This is a genomic window from Pseudomonas sp. Mb7 (assembly GCF_054790525.1).
This window is the reverse complement of the sequence record NZ_CP186501.1, coordinates 2,116,220-2,129,270: the sequence shown is the minus strand read 5'-3', so window position 1 is coordinate 2,129,270 and position 13,051 is coordinate 2,116,220. Positions and strand designations below refer to the sequence as shown.

12 protein-coding genes and 1 pseudogene are annotated in these 13,051 nt (G+C 59.8%); 3 read left to right on the top strand and 10 right to left on the bottom strand.

Going from position 1 to position 13,051, the window contains the following annotated elements:
• Nucleotides 1-44: 44 nt before the first annotated feature.
• Together ACOYXH_RS09810 and ACOYXH_RS09805 are read right to left on the bottom strand one after the other, a co-directional pair.
• A complete protein-coding gene (locus ACOYXH_RS09810; protein ID WP_320414361.1) occupies nt 45-1,343 on the bottom strand; it encodes an SLC13 family permease in 1,299 nt (432 codons plus the stop codon).
• Between the two features lie 30 nt (nt 1,344-1,373).
• A complete protein-coding gene (locus tag ACOYXH_RS09805; RefSeq protein WP_320414360.1) occupies nt 1,374-2,207 on the bottom strand; it encodes an amidohydrolase family protein in 834 nt (277 codons plus the stop codon).
• A 212-nt stretch (nt 2,208-2,419) separates the two neighbouring features.
• On the opposite strand from ACOYXH_RS09805, the gene ACOYXH_RS09800 reads away from it, so the two are divergent.
• Nucleotides 2,420-3,157 (top strand): GntR family transcriptional regulator, encoded by a 738-nt coding sequence (locus tag ACOYXH_RS09800; RefSeq protein ID WP_320414359.1) that lies wholly within the window; start codon nt 2,420-2,422, stop codon nt 3,155-3,157.
• A gap of 178 nt (nt 3,158-3,335) precedes the next feature.
• Here ACOYXH_RS09800 and ACOYXH_RS09795 read toward each other — a convergent pair.
• A pseudogene (locus tag ACOYXH_RS09795) lies at nt 3,336-3,481 on the bottom strand (MFS transporter); the annotation flags it as partial.
• A gap of 189 nt (nt 3,482-3,670) precedes the next feature.
• Here ACOYXH_RS09795 and ACOYXH_RS09790 point away from each other — a divergent pair.
• Nucleotides 3,671-4,672 (top strand): acyltransferase family protein, encoded by a 1,002-nt coding sequence (locus ACOYXH_RS09790; protein ID WP_220558738.1) that lies wholly within the window; start codon nt 3,671-3,673, stop codon nt 4,670-4,672.
• Between the two features lie 135 nt (nt 4,673-4,807).
• Nucleotides 4,808-5,269, top strand: a complete 462-nt coding sequence (locus ACOYXH_RS09785) for a thiol-disulfide oxidoreductase DCC family protein (RefSeq protein ID WP_460410613.1) — start codon at nt 4,808-4,810, stop codon at nt 5,267-5,269.
• Here ACOYXH_RS09785 and ACOYXH_RS09780 read toward each other — a convergent pair.
• The 7 genes from ACOYXH_RS09780 to ACOYXH_RS09750 all read right to left on the bottom strand — a co-directional run bounded on the left by ACOYXH_RS09780 (nt 5,253) and on the right by ACOYXH_RS09750 (nt 13,021).
• Complete coding sequence (locus ACOYXH_RS09780) at nt 5,253-5,744, bottom strand: DUF2269 family protein (RefSeq protein ID WP_460410612.1); 492 nt, start codon at nt 5,742-5,744, stop codon at nt 5,253-5,255. The genes ACOYXH_RS09785 and ACOYXH_RS09780 overlap by 17 nt on opposite strands.
• A gap of 1 nt (nt 5,745) precedes the next feature.
• The gene (locus tag ACOYXH_RS09775) at nt 5,746-6,873 is read right to left on the bottom strand and encodes a saccharopine dehydrogenase family protein (protein WP_095049903.1); all 1,128 of its coding nucleotides are present in this window, start codon (nt 6,871-6,873) and stop codon (nt 5,746-5,748) included.
• Nucleotides 6,874-7,048: 175 nt separating this feature from the next.
• Complete coding sequence (mdeB, locus tag ACOYXH_RS09770) at nt 7,049-9,712, bottom strand: alpha-ketoglutarate dehydrogenase (protein WP_460064300.1); 2,664 nt, start codon at nt 9,710-9,712, stop codon at nt 7,049-7,051.
• 36 nt (nt 9,713-9,748) lie between these two features.
• Nucleotides 9,749-10,057, bottom strand: coding sequence for a putative quinol monooxygenase (locus tag ACOYXH_RS09765; RefSeq protein ID WP_095049901.1), 309 nt, complete (start codon nt 10,055-10,057; stop codon nt 9,749-9,751).
• Between the two features lie 27 nt (nt 10,058-10,084).
• Nucleotides 10,085-10,738 (bottom strand): oxygen-insensitive NAD(P)H nitroreductase, encoded by a 654-nt coding sequence (gene nfsB, locus ACOYXH_RS09760; RefSeq protein ID WP_095049900.1) that lies wholly within the window; start codon nt 10,736-10,738, stop codon nt 10,085-10,087.
• 54 nt (nt 10,739-10,792) lie between these two features.
• The gene (locus ACOYXH_RS09755; RefSeq protein ID WP_460410611.1) at nt 10,793-11,965 is read right to left on the bottom strand and encodes an L-dopachrome tautomerase-related protein; all 1,173 of its coding nucleotides are present in this window, start codon (nt 11,963-11,965) and stop codon (nt 10,793-10,795) included.
• Between the two features lie 48 nt (nt 11,966-12,013).
• On the bottom strand, nt 12,014-13,021 hold the full coding sequence (locus ACOYXH_RS09750) for a zinc-binding alcohol dehydrogenase family protein (RefSeq protein ID WP_095049898.1): 1,008 nt from the start codon (nt 13,019-13,021) through the stop codon (nt 12,014-12,016).
• Between the last annotated feature and the right edge of the window lie 30 nt (nt 13,022-13,051).

Below are 13,051 nucleotides of genomic sequence, written 5' to 3'. Positions count from 1 at the left end.
AATGCAACGGCTCGGCAAAGGCGCCGGGCCGTGAAGAGCCGTGCTTAGAGGAACGTGAGGACAGCGTTGAACACCAGTGCCGCGACAAAGCCAAGTGGCGCTGCGCGAAACAGGAGCTGCTGGAACAGTGAGCTGCGACTCTGCTCCGTGGCACATGAGCCTAATATCAAGCTACCACCAGAGGAGAACGGCGAGATGGAGGTGGCTTGAGCGCCAACGACGATGGCCACAAACAGGATCATCGGATCTAGCCCCAGTGCCGTGGCAAGCGGTGGCACCAACGGAAACAGCGCCGGCGTCACCACCCCCAGCGTGCTGGAGAACAGCGACATGAACGCTGCCACCACACCGAAGACAATCGGCACCATGATCGGCGCAATGCTATTGCCCATCCACGATGCCAGTAAGCCGATGGTCCCGGCCTTGATCGCGACCGAGATCAGCATGCCCACACCACAGATCATGATCAACGTGCCCCAAGGCACAGACGCCATTGCCTTGCGTTCGTCGCCCAATTTCAGCAAGAGCGCGATCACCGAGAACAGGCTGGCGATCAAACCGATGTCCATCTTCGAATTGATGAAGCTCACCGTGGAATTTTCCGGGAAGACAATTTGCGCAACGGGTGCCGCCAGTACGATCACCATCATCGCTAACGTCAGCCATAGGGTGATTGTCTGCTCGCGGTTCAGTGGCGTCGGCACGGCGACCGCATAAGCGGACGCTTTCATCGCCTTGCCATGGCCGGTGAGAAACACCAATACCGAAATCACCGCCAGCGGTATCACCAGGGTACTGGCGAAAATCGCTGCGGCGTTGATGAAGGCCTCGTTTTCCGGGATGCCAGCATTGACCATCAAGCCACGAAAAATGATACCACTCTGGCTGGAGACGAAGTTGGCTCCGCTCAAGGCGCCATAGTTGACCGCCATGCCGCCCGTGATCAGGCTCATCCCGGTGCGCTCACACAGCAGCAGCGTGATGGGCGCCATGAACGCCAGCACTGTGTAGTAGCCCGCCCCCATCGCCGAGATGGTGGTTGCCGTGAAGAAGACCGCGAACGGCAACAATTGAGGCATCGACCGGCATCGATAAATCAGATGCTCCGCCAATTTTTCAAGCGTGCCATTGACGGTGGCAAAACTATAGAACAGACAAACCGAGAAGATGATGAAGAAAATCTTCAACGGCCACAGGCTGATGACGTCGGACGGGCTCAACCCCATGCCGTAACAGCCGATCAGGTAAGCAAAAGCGATGGCGAACAGACCTATGTTGATCTTGGTCTTGTAACCCAGGGCAACGGCGACAACGATTGCCGCGACGACGAGCAGGCTCATCATGATGGAAGTCCTATTGTTGTTATTGATCGTTTAGCAGCGTGTTTCGAAGCCAAACAGCTTCGCTGGGTTGTCCTTCAGCACATGCGCCCGCTCGGCCGCGTCCGGCAGCAAGCCTTCGAGGAAAGCCACTTGCCGGGAATAGTCCGTCTGCTGTTCATACTGAGTGTTGGGCCAATCGCTGCCCCAGACGAGTCGCTGGAGACCGCCACTCGCGTCGCGCAACAGCGCCAGCCCATGCGATGCCTGGGCAAGATCGGATCGACTGCGGTACGGGGCGGAAAGCTTGAGCCACACCCCGTCATCCTTCAGCAACTCAAGAAACGCCTGATGGTTGGGGTTCCCGGCATCGATGCCCCCCGTCGGCAGGCCGAAATGATCGATGACCACGGTCACACCGCAAGCCCTGATGGCCGATACGATCGGCGCCAGGTCATCGATGCCGCGCTGAACTTCAACTTGCCATCCCCGCAGCGCCAACCGCTGGAACAGAGTGGTCCAGGCTGGGCCGCTGTAATCCGCCAGCGCCTTACCAATGAGATTCAAACGCATACCAACCACACCCGCTTCAGCCAATTCGTCCAGCAGGGTTTCGCTGACGTCGACATCCACCACCGCCACCCCACGCAAACGCTGCGGATAACGGCGCAACGCGTCGAGCATGAAGTGATTGTCGGTGCCCAGAAAGCTCGGCTGAATCAACACGCCGTGTGAAAACCCGTGGCGATCCAGGTGATCCACGTATTGCTCCACCAAAGCGTTGTAACGCGGGCTGTAGCGACGGTTGGCAACCATCGGCAGATCCTGGCGGAAGACGTGGGCGTGCGTGTCCACACCGGTGAAGGCAGGCGGGTGAAGGCTGGTCATAAACAGATAACCCCGATCGTTTGTTGTTATGGAGAATCACCTGCCGCCATGAGAAATCAGGTTCTTTGGCCCAATCTGCCATCGTCAGCACGTGTACAGAAGCTTAAATTCATATATATGACTAGATCACCATATATTCAGGGATGGATATCTGTCAAACCTCACGCAGGTGCTAAAGTGGCTGCGCATGCCGAAAAGGAATCAAAGAAAAAATGAACGCCCCTACCCTCGGATACGACGAGCGCTTGCCGCTCTATCAGCGCCTGCGAGAAGAAATGCTCTCCAAGATCGCCACCGGCGAATGGATGCCAGGCGCGCCCATCCCCACGGAGGCCGAGCTCACCAAACACTATGGTGTAGCCATCGGCACGGTACGAAAGGCCGTGGACACACTGGTCAATGAAGGCCTGCTCCTGCGCAGCCAGGGCCGGGGCACCTATGTGCGCCGTCCCAACTTCGATGCCTCACTGGCGCGATTCTTCAGGCAAGTGAATGCCGCTGGCGGGCGCGAAATACCGACCAGCCGCATCCTGGCAAAGAACCGGCAAAAACCCTCTCAAACTGTGGCAACAGCCCTGAAGTTGCAGGACGACGAAGACGTCGTGCACCTGGAACGGCTGCGGATGGTTGAAAGCCGCACACTGTTTCACGAGGATATCTGGCTCCCCGCCACACGGTTCGGCGTATTGCTGGAAATTGATTCCGAAAGCTTCGGCGAACTGCTCTACCCGTTTTATGAAACCCAATGCGGACAATGTATCGGCTCGGCGACAGAGACCCTCACCGTAGAGCAAGCCGACCGGGCCACCGCCAAAATCCTTTCAATCAAAGAAGGCGCCCCGGTCGTCACCATCGAGCGCACCGCCCTCGCCTATGACCGCTCCCCGCTCGAATACCGAATTTCCCGCGCGGCGGCCGAGGGGTTCAGGTACCAGATCGATATCTCATGAGCCCAGTGACAAGGGCACCCACGCCCTAGCAGCCGGGGGTGTCGGGGTTACGCCGGCGGTCCAACCGGGGCGTAACCGGCTTGTTCAGGCTCAACCTGAGCCTCAGCTCTGTCATCTTTGGGGCGCCGGTAGCTGGCGGAGTAGAGAGCCGCTATGGCAGATCGGCTCCGCTTGGAGAGCTAAACATTGCCCCACCAGCAGCTGCGCCTTTGGCGATGGCCGACTGTACAGACGCTACCACCATCCCCCCGTTTCCGCCTGGTCGGGGACCGCGCAGGCGACCCAGTTCGACCACGCCACCGGGGTCCCCCCAAAGGCCAGGCCGTGTTTGGCTTGCTGCCCGCTGAGTACCTTCCGGCCAGCCTGTTGACGCCGATGGCGACCGGGCTGGGGGTATCCGAAGCGCTGGCTGGCCAAGCCGTGTCCCGCCCGAACGCGGAGAAAAACCTGTTATCCACCCATAAACCATCGTAATTTACCCGCCATAACTACAAGGTCGTTTTGGGGATACACGTGGGAGCCTATCGTCTGCTGTTGGCCGTCCTGGTCGCTGTTTCGCATATGGGCAAGATGTTCATGGGGTTCAACCCGGGCGTGGTGGCGGTGATTTCTTTCCTGCTCATCAGTGGTTTTGTGATGACCTCACTGATCGAGCGCAATTACCAGGCGCCCGAGAAAGTTGGCCGGTTCTACCTGGACCGCGCCCTGCGCCTTTACCCGCAATTCCTGTTCTACTTCATCCTCTCTTGTGCGGTGATCTATTTCCTCCTGCCTGGCACGCCGCAATGGGCTGAACTGAACGTCAAAAACATCGCCGCGAGCCTTGCAATAGTGCCCCTCGGTTTCTATATGTTCGGCGTGACCGGAGCGGGAATCGTGCCACCGGCCTGGTCGCTAGGACTGGAGATGTGTTTCTACCTGGTGATCCCGTTCCTGCTCATCTACAGACTACGGGGCGCGGCCTTCGCCTTGTCGGTTGCGGTCTTCATCCCCGCCTGCCTTGGATTCATCAACACCGACTACTACGGCTACCGTCTGTTGCCGGGTGTCCTGTTCATCTTCCTGTGCGGCAGCTACCTCTACAAACCGCAGGCGAAGGGTTTCGCGATTGCTGGCGGTACCGCTGTGGCAGCGGCATTGATCTTTGCGGCGATCATGATGGGCTGGATCGAACGTCGGCCGTCCAACGCCGAAGTGGCCGCCGGCATTGCCCTGGGCATCCCTGCGGTGTACGGGCTGACAACACTCAAATTTCACCGGATTGACGAGTTTCTCGGGAACATCAGCTATGGCGTATTCCTCAATCACTTCCTGGTGATTTACTTCCTGCACGGCCTCTGGCCGATCACCTCATTCGATTGGTCCAAGGTTGCAACGGTGTTGGTGCTGTCGTTCTTGCTCAGTGGTGTTTCGTATTACTGCGTCGAGCGGCCAGCGTTGAAGTTTCGGCATAAACTTCGGGCCGGCTCCAAGGATCGAGTGGGGGCCGTTCGGGCAAGTGAGGCAACGGCTTGACGGCGACAGGCGACAGATCGCGCTGCTGAACGTGGCCTGTCTCTCACATTCATGTGCCTAAGCGAGCGCAGTCATTCGCGAACCACTGCTGGCGGCGCTATGATCGCAACACCCGACGTCTTGAACACAAAACCCATGCCCACCCCGAAAACCCGCCCTACCCCCGCCCCGTTCCTCAACCCCGGCGAATCCGTGGTCCTGTTCGATGGCGTGTGCAAACTCTGCAACGGCTGGGCGCGTTTTTTGATTCGCCATGATCATCAACGTCGCGTGCGTCTGGCAGCGGTGCAGTCGCCGGAGGGACAAGCCTTGCTCGCGTGGGCCGGCCTGCCAGTCGATCAATTCGACACCATGGCGGTAATCCGTGACCGTCACTATTGGGAACGTTCAGACGCGTTCTTCGAAGTCATCAGCCAACTACCCGCCCGCTGGCAGCCATTGCGGCTGCTACGCGTATTCCCGCGCGGCCTGCGCGACTGGGCCTACGACCGCATCGCGCTGAACCGATACCGACTGTTCGGCAAGTACGACACCTGCCTGCTGCCAACCCCGGATCATCAACAGCGCTTTCTGAAAATAACTAGGCCAAAAAGCTAATCAACTGCACCGGCGTCATCTTCGTCACCATCATCAGTACGATGACAAACATCCCGGCAAACCCGAGCACGCCCATCCAGAACCACTTCCGGTAAACGGCTTGATACTGCTCATCAAGCCCCGTCCCCGCCTCGCTCGCACTCGACGCCATCACATACAGGTGCTTCTGCAGGAGCAACACCGGCAGCCACAGCGAGCCGACGCAGAAGAAGACGATCAGCGAGGTCAGCACCCACTCGGTGCTCATCGACAACCCCGAAAGCCGCATCAGCAGATAACCGGTGATGATTTGCACAAACCCGGCCGGCGTGGTGATCCAGGTGTCGAAGCGCACCACCATGCGCGCGACGTGCGCTATCACGTGCGGATTGCCGGTGCGGCTGGCGGCGATCAGGTAGAGGTAGGAGCCCATGCCGAAACCGAACAGGAAGATCGCGGCGATGATGTGCAGGTACTTGAGGCACAGATAGAGCATGTCAGCGCTGCCCGTCCGAGAAATGCACGGCCAGGCTCAGGTTGTCCGGGTCGTTGATCGCGGCCATGTACTCGGCGACGCTGATTTCGCCCACGCACGGTCTGGCGCCGGCGGTTGGCACGTGGCCCTGGGCCATTTTCGTGGCCAGGGCCACGGCGGCGCAGCTGGGGATTTCCGGGCCTTTGTCGTTCAAAGCCGTGAGTTGTGCGGTCATCGACAGCGGCTTGCCGTCAACACCAAGGCCCTGCACGTCGATGTACATCGCACTTTTGCCATCGCCGAATCGCTCGAATCGCATGCCCAGCCGATGCAGTCTTCCGGCCCACAAGGCATGGTCGCGCACCAGCCCGACTTTCAGCGCCTGAGCCAGCAAGCCGTTGGCGAAACCGCCGAGCTTGAGACCGGCGCCCGCCTTGAAGCTCAGGGTTTGCGCACCATAACGACCGGCGAAGATGTCCATGTCCGGGACATCGACGTTGGCCAGCAATCGGGTGCCCATCTGCGGCATCTTGCGCAGGGTCAGGTCCAGCCAGCCCGAAACTTCATGGACTTTGCCGTTCTTGAGTTGCTTGATCGGTTTGCCGGCATAAGCCAGGACACCTTCGATGGTCGACAACCCGGGCATTTTCGCCGAGGAAGAAATGCCATGCTCGATCGAGTCAATGCGCGAAAAGCGCTGGCGCTGCTCATCGATGATCGCTGAAGACAGTGTCGGCACCGAGCTGCAACCACTGAGGATCGCCACGCCCGCTTGTTTCGCCCGCGCGTCGAGCACGTCGATGCCGTTGACGAAGGTGCGGCAGTCCGCGAGGTCGCAGTAGTTAACGCCGGCATCGATGCAACTCTGTGCAACGGCATAGGATTGCCCCTGAAACGGCCCGCCGGTATGGACGACCAACTGAATGTTCAGCGCACGCAAAGCGGCTTCGAACTCCGCGCCCATGGCATCGCCGCACCAGCCTTCGCAGACGTTTCCCGAATGGCTGTTGAGCTCATCGAGTTTGCGCTGCAACTTGCGCGGGTCACGACCCGACAGCACCAGCCCGATGTCCGGCATCAGCGCCAGATGCCTGCACACGATGCTGCCGAAATTACCGTAGCCCCCGACCACCATCACCCTGAACGGCATGCAATTCTTCCCTAAGTCATTTCATCAAACAGGCGGGAAGGATATAGGGCCGAACGTCAGCAGGCCATTCAGATCAGTTGCTCGCCAGCCGACGCGATCCATTTGCGCAGCAGGCAGCCAGAGTGTGCCGTCGCGATTGTTGGTTGATGAAAGAAGGGACACACGACGTGAAGGCTCAGCAGTTCCAGGGGGCTTCGGCGTCGGCGTCGATAGCGTATTTCGCCCGAGCCTGGGCATGTGCCCGCGGATCGACCGAAGCCAGCGCCGCCAAAACGATGTGATAGCGATCCACTTCAAAGAAGCTGCGCAACGCCGAACGTGTGTCGCTGCGTCCAAATCCGTCGGTGCCCAGGCAGATGCACGGTGCCTGTAAATACGGCACCACCAATTGTGCATAGGCGCGCACGTAATCACTGGCCGCCACGACTGGAGCGTTACCGGGCAGACAATGCAGTAGGTGACTCTGGCACTCGACATCGCCGCCGAACACTTGCTGACGCTGCACCTCGCGGGCATCCCGGGCGAGTTCGGAGAAGCTGGTCACACTCCACACTTCGCTGCTGACTTGCCACTCTTGATCCAGCATATGTGCGGCGGCAATCACCTCGCGCAGAATCGCTCCCGAACCCAGTAAACGAACCGCCGGTACCTCCTCGCCATAGCGCGCATAGAGGCGCATGCCGCGAATCACGTCCGCGTGTTCGTCTGGTTCAAGTGAGGCCTGAACGTAGTTCTCGTTGGTTACCGTCAGGTAATAGAACTCATCCTCTTGCTGCTCCAGCATGCGCCGGGCGCCATGGTCGATGATGACCGCCGCCTCGCTGGCAAATGCCGGGTCGTAGGCGCGGCAGTTGGGCACAGTGGCTGCGATCAATTGACTGGAGCCGTCCTGATGCTGCAGTCCTTCACCGGCCAGCGTTGTGCGCCCCGATGTGGCGCCGATCAAAAAGCCTCTGGCGCGCTGGTCGGCGGCAGCCCAGATCAGGTCGCCAATGCGCTGAAAGCCGAACATCGAGTAGTAAATGTAGAACGGCAGCATCGGCTCGCCATTGACGCTGTAGGACGTCGCCGCAGCGATCCAGGAAGAAATCGCGCCGGCTTCGGTGATGCCTTCTTCGAGCAGTTGCCCGTCGGTCGATTCCTTGTAATAGAGCAGCGCGCCGGCATCTTCTGGCTCGTACAACTGGCCGACGGATGAATAAATCCCGATTTGCCGGAACAGATTCGCCATGCCGAATGTGCGCGCTTCATCGGCGACAATCGGCACAATGCGTGGCCCCAATTGTTTGTCCCGGATCAGATGGGTGAACAGTCGCACCACCGCCATGGTCGTCGAGTTTTCACGCTCATCGGCCTTCAGCGCAAAACCGCCATAGCTGTCGAGCGGTGGCACTGTTATTGGTGCTGACACACCGTTGCGCTTGGGCAAGTAACCGCCGAGCGCCCGTCGCTGCTGATGCAGGTATCGCAACTCGGGGCTGTCGTCAGCCGGTTTGTAGAAGCGCATTTCTGCCACGGCCTCATCATCCAGCGGCAAGGCGAAACGATCACGGAATGCCTTGAGCACCTCGATATCGAGTTTTTTCTGCTGGTGCGAGGTGTTGCGCGACTCACCGATCTGGCCCATGCCGAAACCTTTCTTGGTTTTGGCGAGCACCACGGTCGGCCTGCCCTTGTGCTTGCGCGCGGCCTCGAACGCGGCATGCAACTTACGAAAGTCGTGACCGCCCCGGCGCAACGCGTCGATCTGCTCCGGGCTCATATCTGCAACCAACGCCTGCAACTGCGGGTCCTGGTCGAAGAAATGGCTGCGGTTATACGCACCGTCATTGGCCCCCAGATTCTGGTACTCGCCATCCACCATCCCGGCGAAGTGGCGCAACAGTGCATGGCCGTCATCGCGGGCAAACAATGGGTCCCAGTCCGAACCCCACAACACCTTGATCACGTTCCAGCCGGCGCCGCTGAACAGTGACTCCAGCTCCTGAACGATTTGCCCGTTGCCGCGTACGGGGCCGTCGAGACGCTGCAGATTGCAGTTGATCACGAAGGTGACGTTGTCAAGATTCTCCCGCGCTGCCAGCGAAAGCGCGGCGATGGACTCCGGCTCGTCCATCTCGCCATCACCAAAAACGCCCCAGACATGCCGCCCCTCCGTCGAGGCAATCCCACGGTGCTGCAAATACCGCAGGAACCGCGCCTGGTAAATCGCATTGATCGGACCAATACCCATTGAGCCCGTGGGAAACTGCCAGAAGTCGGGCATCAACCAAGGATGCGGATAGGAACACAATCCGCCGCCCTTCACTTCTTGCCGGTAACGCTCCAGTTGCGACGCCTGCAAACGCCCTTCAAGAAAGGCCCGCGCGTACACCCCGGGGGCAGAGTGCGCCTGGAAGTAAACCAGATCACCGCGCCCGGCTTCGCTGTCCGCACGGAAAAAGTGATTGAAGCCGACCTCGAAAATTTCCGCCGCCGAGGCGTAACTGGCGATGTGACCGCCCAATTCGCCATAGGCCTTGTTCGCCTTCGCCACCATGGCCAGGGCGTTCCAGCGAATGATCGAGGTGATGCGCTCCTCCATCACCAGATCCCCGGGATAAACCGGCTGCTGTTCGAGCGCGATGGTGTTCTGGTACAGCGAATACGCACTCGCCGTCGTTTGCACGCCGAGACGGCTGGCCTGCTCGGCCAGTCGCAGCAGCAAGAACCGCACGCGCGGTCTGCCGCCGACTTTCGCGACACCTGCCAGGGCTTCCAGCCACTCGTTGGTTTCAATGGCATCGATGTCTTCGTGAACCGGCGTTCCGTGGGTCGGCCGTTGCGCGGTATCTTTCATGGCTGCACACCCTGACAGGTTGAATGGACGACTGGATCAGTTCGACACGTGCTCAAGAAATATCAGTTGCAGCGGCTCTTCCAGCAGGTCATCCGCCGCGGCGGCAAAGCGCTTGAAGTAAGGCATGGCGAAATGCGCATCCAGTGCCGCCTGATCCTTGAAGGCCTCGCGCATGTAGAACGTGCCGCGCTGGTCGCGCAGTTCAAACAACACATAGTCGAGATTGCCCGGCTCTGCGCGTGTCGGCTCAACCAGCGCCAGCAAGCCTTCTTTCAAGGCCTGTTCCTGGCCTGACCTGGCCTTGAGCACGGCAATCGAGATCAATGTTTCTGTGGACTGGCTCATCTTCAATACTCCTGGGACCGGCTGCATTCAGAGAAAGGTAAACAGCGACTGGGACGGCAAGCGGGACTTGGGCAGGCCTGCGTTGAAGTCTTCGCTGCTGTGATAGCCCAGGCTCACCACGACCAGACTGGTGAAGCCCTGTTCGCGCAGGCCCAGTTCACTGTCGAGGACTTTGCTGTCGAAACCTTCCATCGGCGTCGCGTCGATACCCAGCGAGGCGGCACCCAGCAGCAATGTGCCCAGCGCGAGGTAGGTCTGCTTTTCCATCCAGTGCTGCAGGTCTTTCTGATCGAAGCGATGCAGATCGACAAAACCGCGCCGTCCACGCTCCTGCCCTGCTCGCGCCTCGGCATTGTGAAAACGCCCGTCCATGGCTTCCTGAGCCAGCAACGCCTGCAGGTATTCCTCCGGCAGATGCGTGCGAGTGCAGAAGACGATGACGTGCGACGCGTTGAGTATTTTCGGCTGGTTGAAGCTGAACGGCCCCTGAGTACTGTGGGCGATTCGCGCCCGGCTCTGATCACTCTCGGCAACCACGAAATGCCAAGGCTGGGAGTTGACCGACGAGGGGCTGTTGCGCAGTTGTTCCAGCAGCAACTCCAGTGTGTGCCTGGGAATCTTGCGGTCGGCATCGAAAACTTTTGTGGTGAAACGGCGCTTGGCCAGAGAAACGAGATCCATGATTGAACTCCTGATCTGAAAAGTGAAAACGTAAAACTCAATGCCGCTTGGAAATCAGCGCGTCGGCGCCGGCGCTGCGTCGATCTTCAGACGCATCAGGCTGTAAGGTTTTTGCCGCTGATCCTGCCCGGAACGGAATGCCGCCTGGCGGTGCAACTGGTTGGCGATGAAATACAGATAGCCGTCGGGGCCAATGGACAATGTGTCTGGCCAGAGCAGACGCGGGTCGTGTACCAGCGTTTGCCATTGGCCGTCCGGCAGACGCTTGCGGATCGAGTTGTGCTCGTAATCGCCGGCATAGATGGCGCCGGCGGCGTCAGCCTCCAGACCATCGGACGCGCCCTTCTCCCCCAGATCCTGCACGGCGGCCGTCAGTTGCTGTTCACTGAAGTTGGCATCACGCAGCAACGCGGTGGACACCGAATACAGGTGCCGACTCGACAGCGGAGTGAAATACAGTGTCTTGCCGTCCGCCGACAGCGCGATGCCGTCCGAGGCCACGCCCAGCGGTTTGCGCTTGCCGTCCGGAGCTTCAACGGTGAGTGGCAGGCCTTCAACCACCGGGACAAAGGTCGGGTCAACCGAGGTCGCCGGCACACCGCTCAAACGGCGCATGGCACTGCCGCTGGCGATGTCCATGACGATGATCGCGCCCGGTCCACGCAGGGACGAGTCAGTGAGATAGACCGTTCCCTCCGGGCCTGTGCGAAAGTCGAAACGCATGTCGTTAACGTAGGTGCTCGGCAACATGACGTTGTCCGGGAACACCAGACGCTTGACGATCTTGTTGCTGACCAGATCCACCGCGATCAGCTTCGCGCCTTTAGGTTTTGGGTCTGCGAAACCCGGCGCGGCGGTATCGAGCAACCAGACACGGCCCCGCCCGTCGGCCACCACGCTCTGTACGCTGATCAGACCATCACTGGGATCGTTGAGGTTTTCCTGGTTGATCGCCGCGTTCGGGTAAGCCACGACTTTACCGTCGCGGATCTCGCCCACGGTGAACGGCACGTTGTCGCCCCAACGCGGGAAGTTGACGAAGATGCGCCCGGTCTCGGTGACGGTCACGCCGGTGGGCATCGCGTCGTAGAACGCATGGACCTGTTCGAGCTTGCCGAAGGATCGGTCGGCGGGGGCATTGGCCGGCAACGCGACGGCGCTGATTGCATGGGCGAACGGCGCCGCCATGACCATGACCAATGCAGCAGAAAGCTTTTTCATACGCATGAGCTGCTCCTGACCGGCCCGCTTGCAGGCCCGTCTGAATGAGTGAAATCAGAAACCTTCAAGCACCAGTTTGCCTCGGGCCTTGCCGCTCTCGACCAAGGCATGGGCACGGCGCATGTTTGCCGCGTTGATCGCGCCAAAATGTTCACCGACAGTCGTTTTCAAAATGCCCTGGTCAATCAGATCGCTGACGCGATTGAGCAGGTGATGCTGCTCAATCATGTCCGGGGTTTCGTACAGCGAACGGGTGAACATCAGCTCCCAGTGCAGCGACAGCGACTTGCGCTTGAGCGGCATCACGTCGAGGCTTTCAGGATCGTCGATCACGCCCAGACGCCCTTGTGGTTGAAGCACTTCGATCAGCTGCGCAAAATGCTGCTCGGTATGGGTCAGGCTGGCGACATGGCTGACCTCGTCGATGCCCAGTGCCTGCAACTGTGCGAGCAGCGGCTGACTGTGATCGATGACGTGATGCGCGCCCAATTGCCGGACCCAGTCAGCCGTTTCCTGCCGTGAGGCGGTGCCGATGACAGTCAGCTGCGTCAACTGTCGGGCCAATTGCACCAGCATCGAACCGACGCCGCCCGCTGCCCCCGTGATCAACAGGCACTTGCCCTGCCCTGAACCTTCGGTGACACCGAGACGGTCAAACAACAGCTCCCAGGCGGTGATCGAGGTCAACGGCAATGCCGCGGCATCCGCAGCACTTAACGAACGCGGTTTGTGCCCGACGATTCGCTCGTCCACCAAATGAAATTCGCTATAACTGCCGGTGCGGGCAAGGGAGCCTGCGTAGAACACTTCGTCGCCAGGCTGAAACAGCGTCACTTCAGCCCCGACCTCGCGGACAATACCGGCGGCATCCCAGCCGAGGATTTTCGGTTCTTTGGTGAAAGTTCCGGCGCGTACTTTGGTATCGACCGGATTGACCGACACCGCACGAACTTCTACGAGCAAATCCCGGGGGCCGGGAGTTGGCACCGGAAGGTCGATGTCCTGCAACGATTGCGGATCTTCAATGGGCAAAGCGTGTTGGGTGAAGGTGATGGCTTTCATGGAAACTCGCTGTCTGAAGAGCTGATGTGC

Bases quoted from the DNA above. Each gene is read 5' to 3' on its own strand.
- mdeB (WP_460064300.1), bottom strand. From the start codon at position 9,712: ATGAAAGATACCGCGCAACGGCCGACCCACGGAACGCCGGTTCACGAA.
- ACOYXH_RS09755 (WP_460410611.1), bottom strand. From the start codon at position 11,965: ATGCGTATGAAAAAGCTTTCTGCTGCATTGGTCATGGTCATGGCGGCG.
- ACOYXH_RS09775 (WP_095049903.1), bottom strand. From the start codon at position 6,873: ATGCCGTTCAGGGTGATGGTGGTCGGGGGCTACGGTAATTTCGGCAGC.
- ACOYXH_RS09785 (WP_460410613.1), top strand. From the start codon at position 4,808: ATGCCCACCCCGAAAACCCGCCCTACCCCCGCCCCGTTCCTCAACCCC.
- ACOYXH_RS09805 (WP_320414360.1), bottom strand. From the start codon at position 2,207: ATGACCAGCCTTCACCCGCCTGCCTTCACCGGTGTGGACACGCACGCC.
- ACOYXH_RS09750 (WP_095049898.1), bottom strand. From the start codon at position 13,021: ATGAAAGCCATCACCTTCACCCAACACGCTTTGCCCATTGAAGATCCG.
- ACOYXH_RS09800 (WP_320414359.1), top strand. From the start codon at position 2,420: ATGAACGCCCCTACCCTCGGATACGACGAGCGCTTGCCGCTCTATCAG.
- ACOYXH_RS09780 (WP_460410612.1), bottom strand. From the start codon at position 5,744: ATGCTCTATCTGTGCCTCAAGTACCTGCACATCATCGCCGCGATCTTC.
- ACOYXH_RS09810 (WP_320414361.1), bottom strand. From the start codon at position 1,343: ATGATGAGCCTGCTCGTCGTCGCGGCAATCGTTGTCGCCGTTGCCCTG.
- nfsB (WP_095049900.1), bottom strand. From the start codon at position 10,738: ATGGATCTCGTTTCTCTGGCCAAGCGCCGTTTCACCACAAAAGTTTTC.
- ACOYXH_RS09765 (WP_095049901.1), bottom strand. From the start codon at position 10,057: ATGAGCCAGTCCACAGAAACATTGATCTCGATTGCCGTGCTCAAGGCC.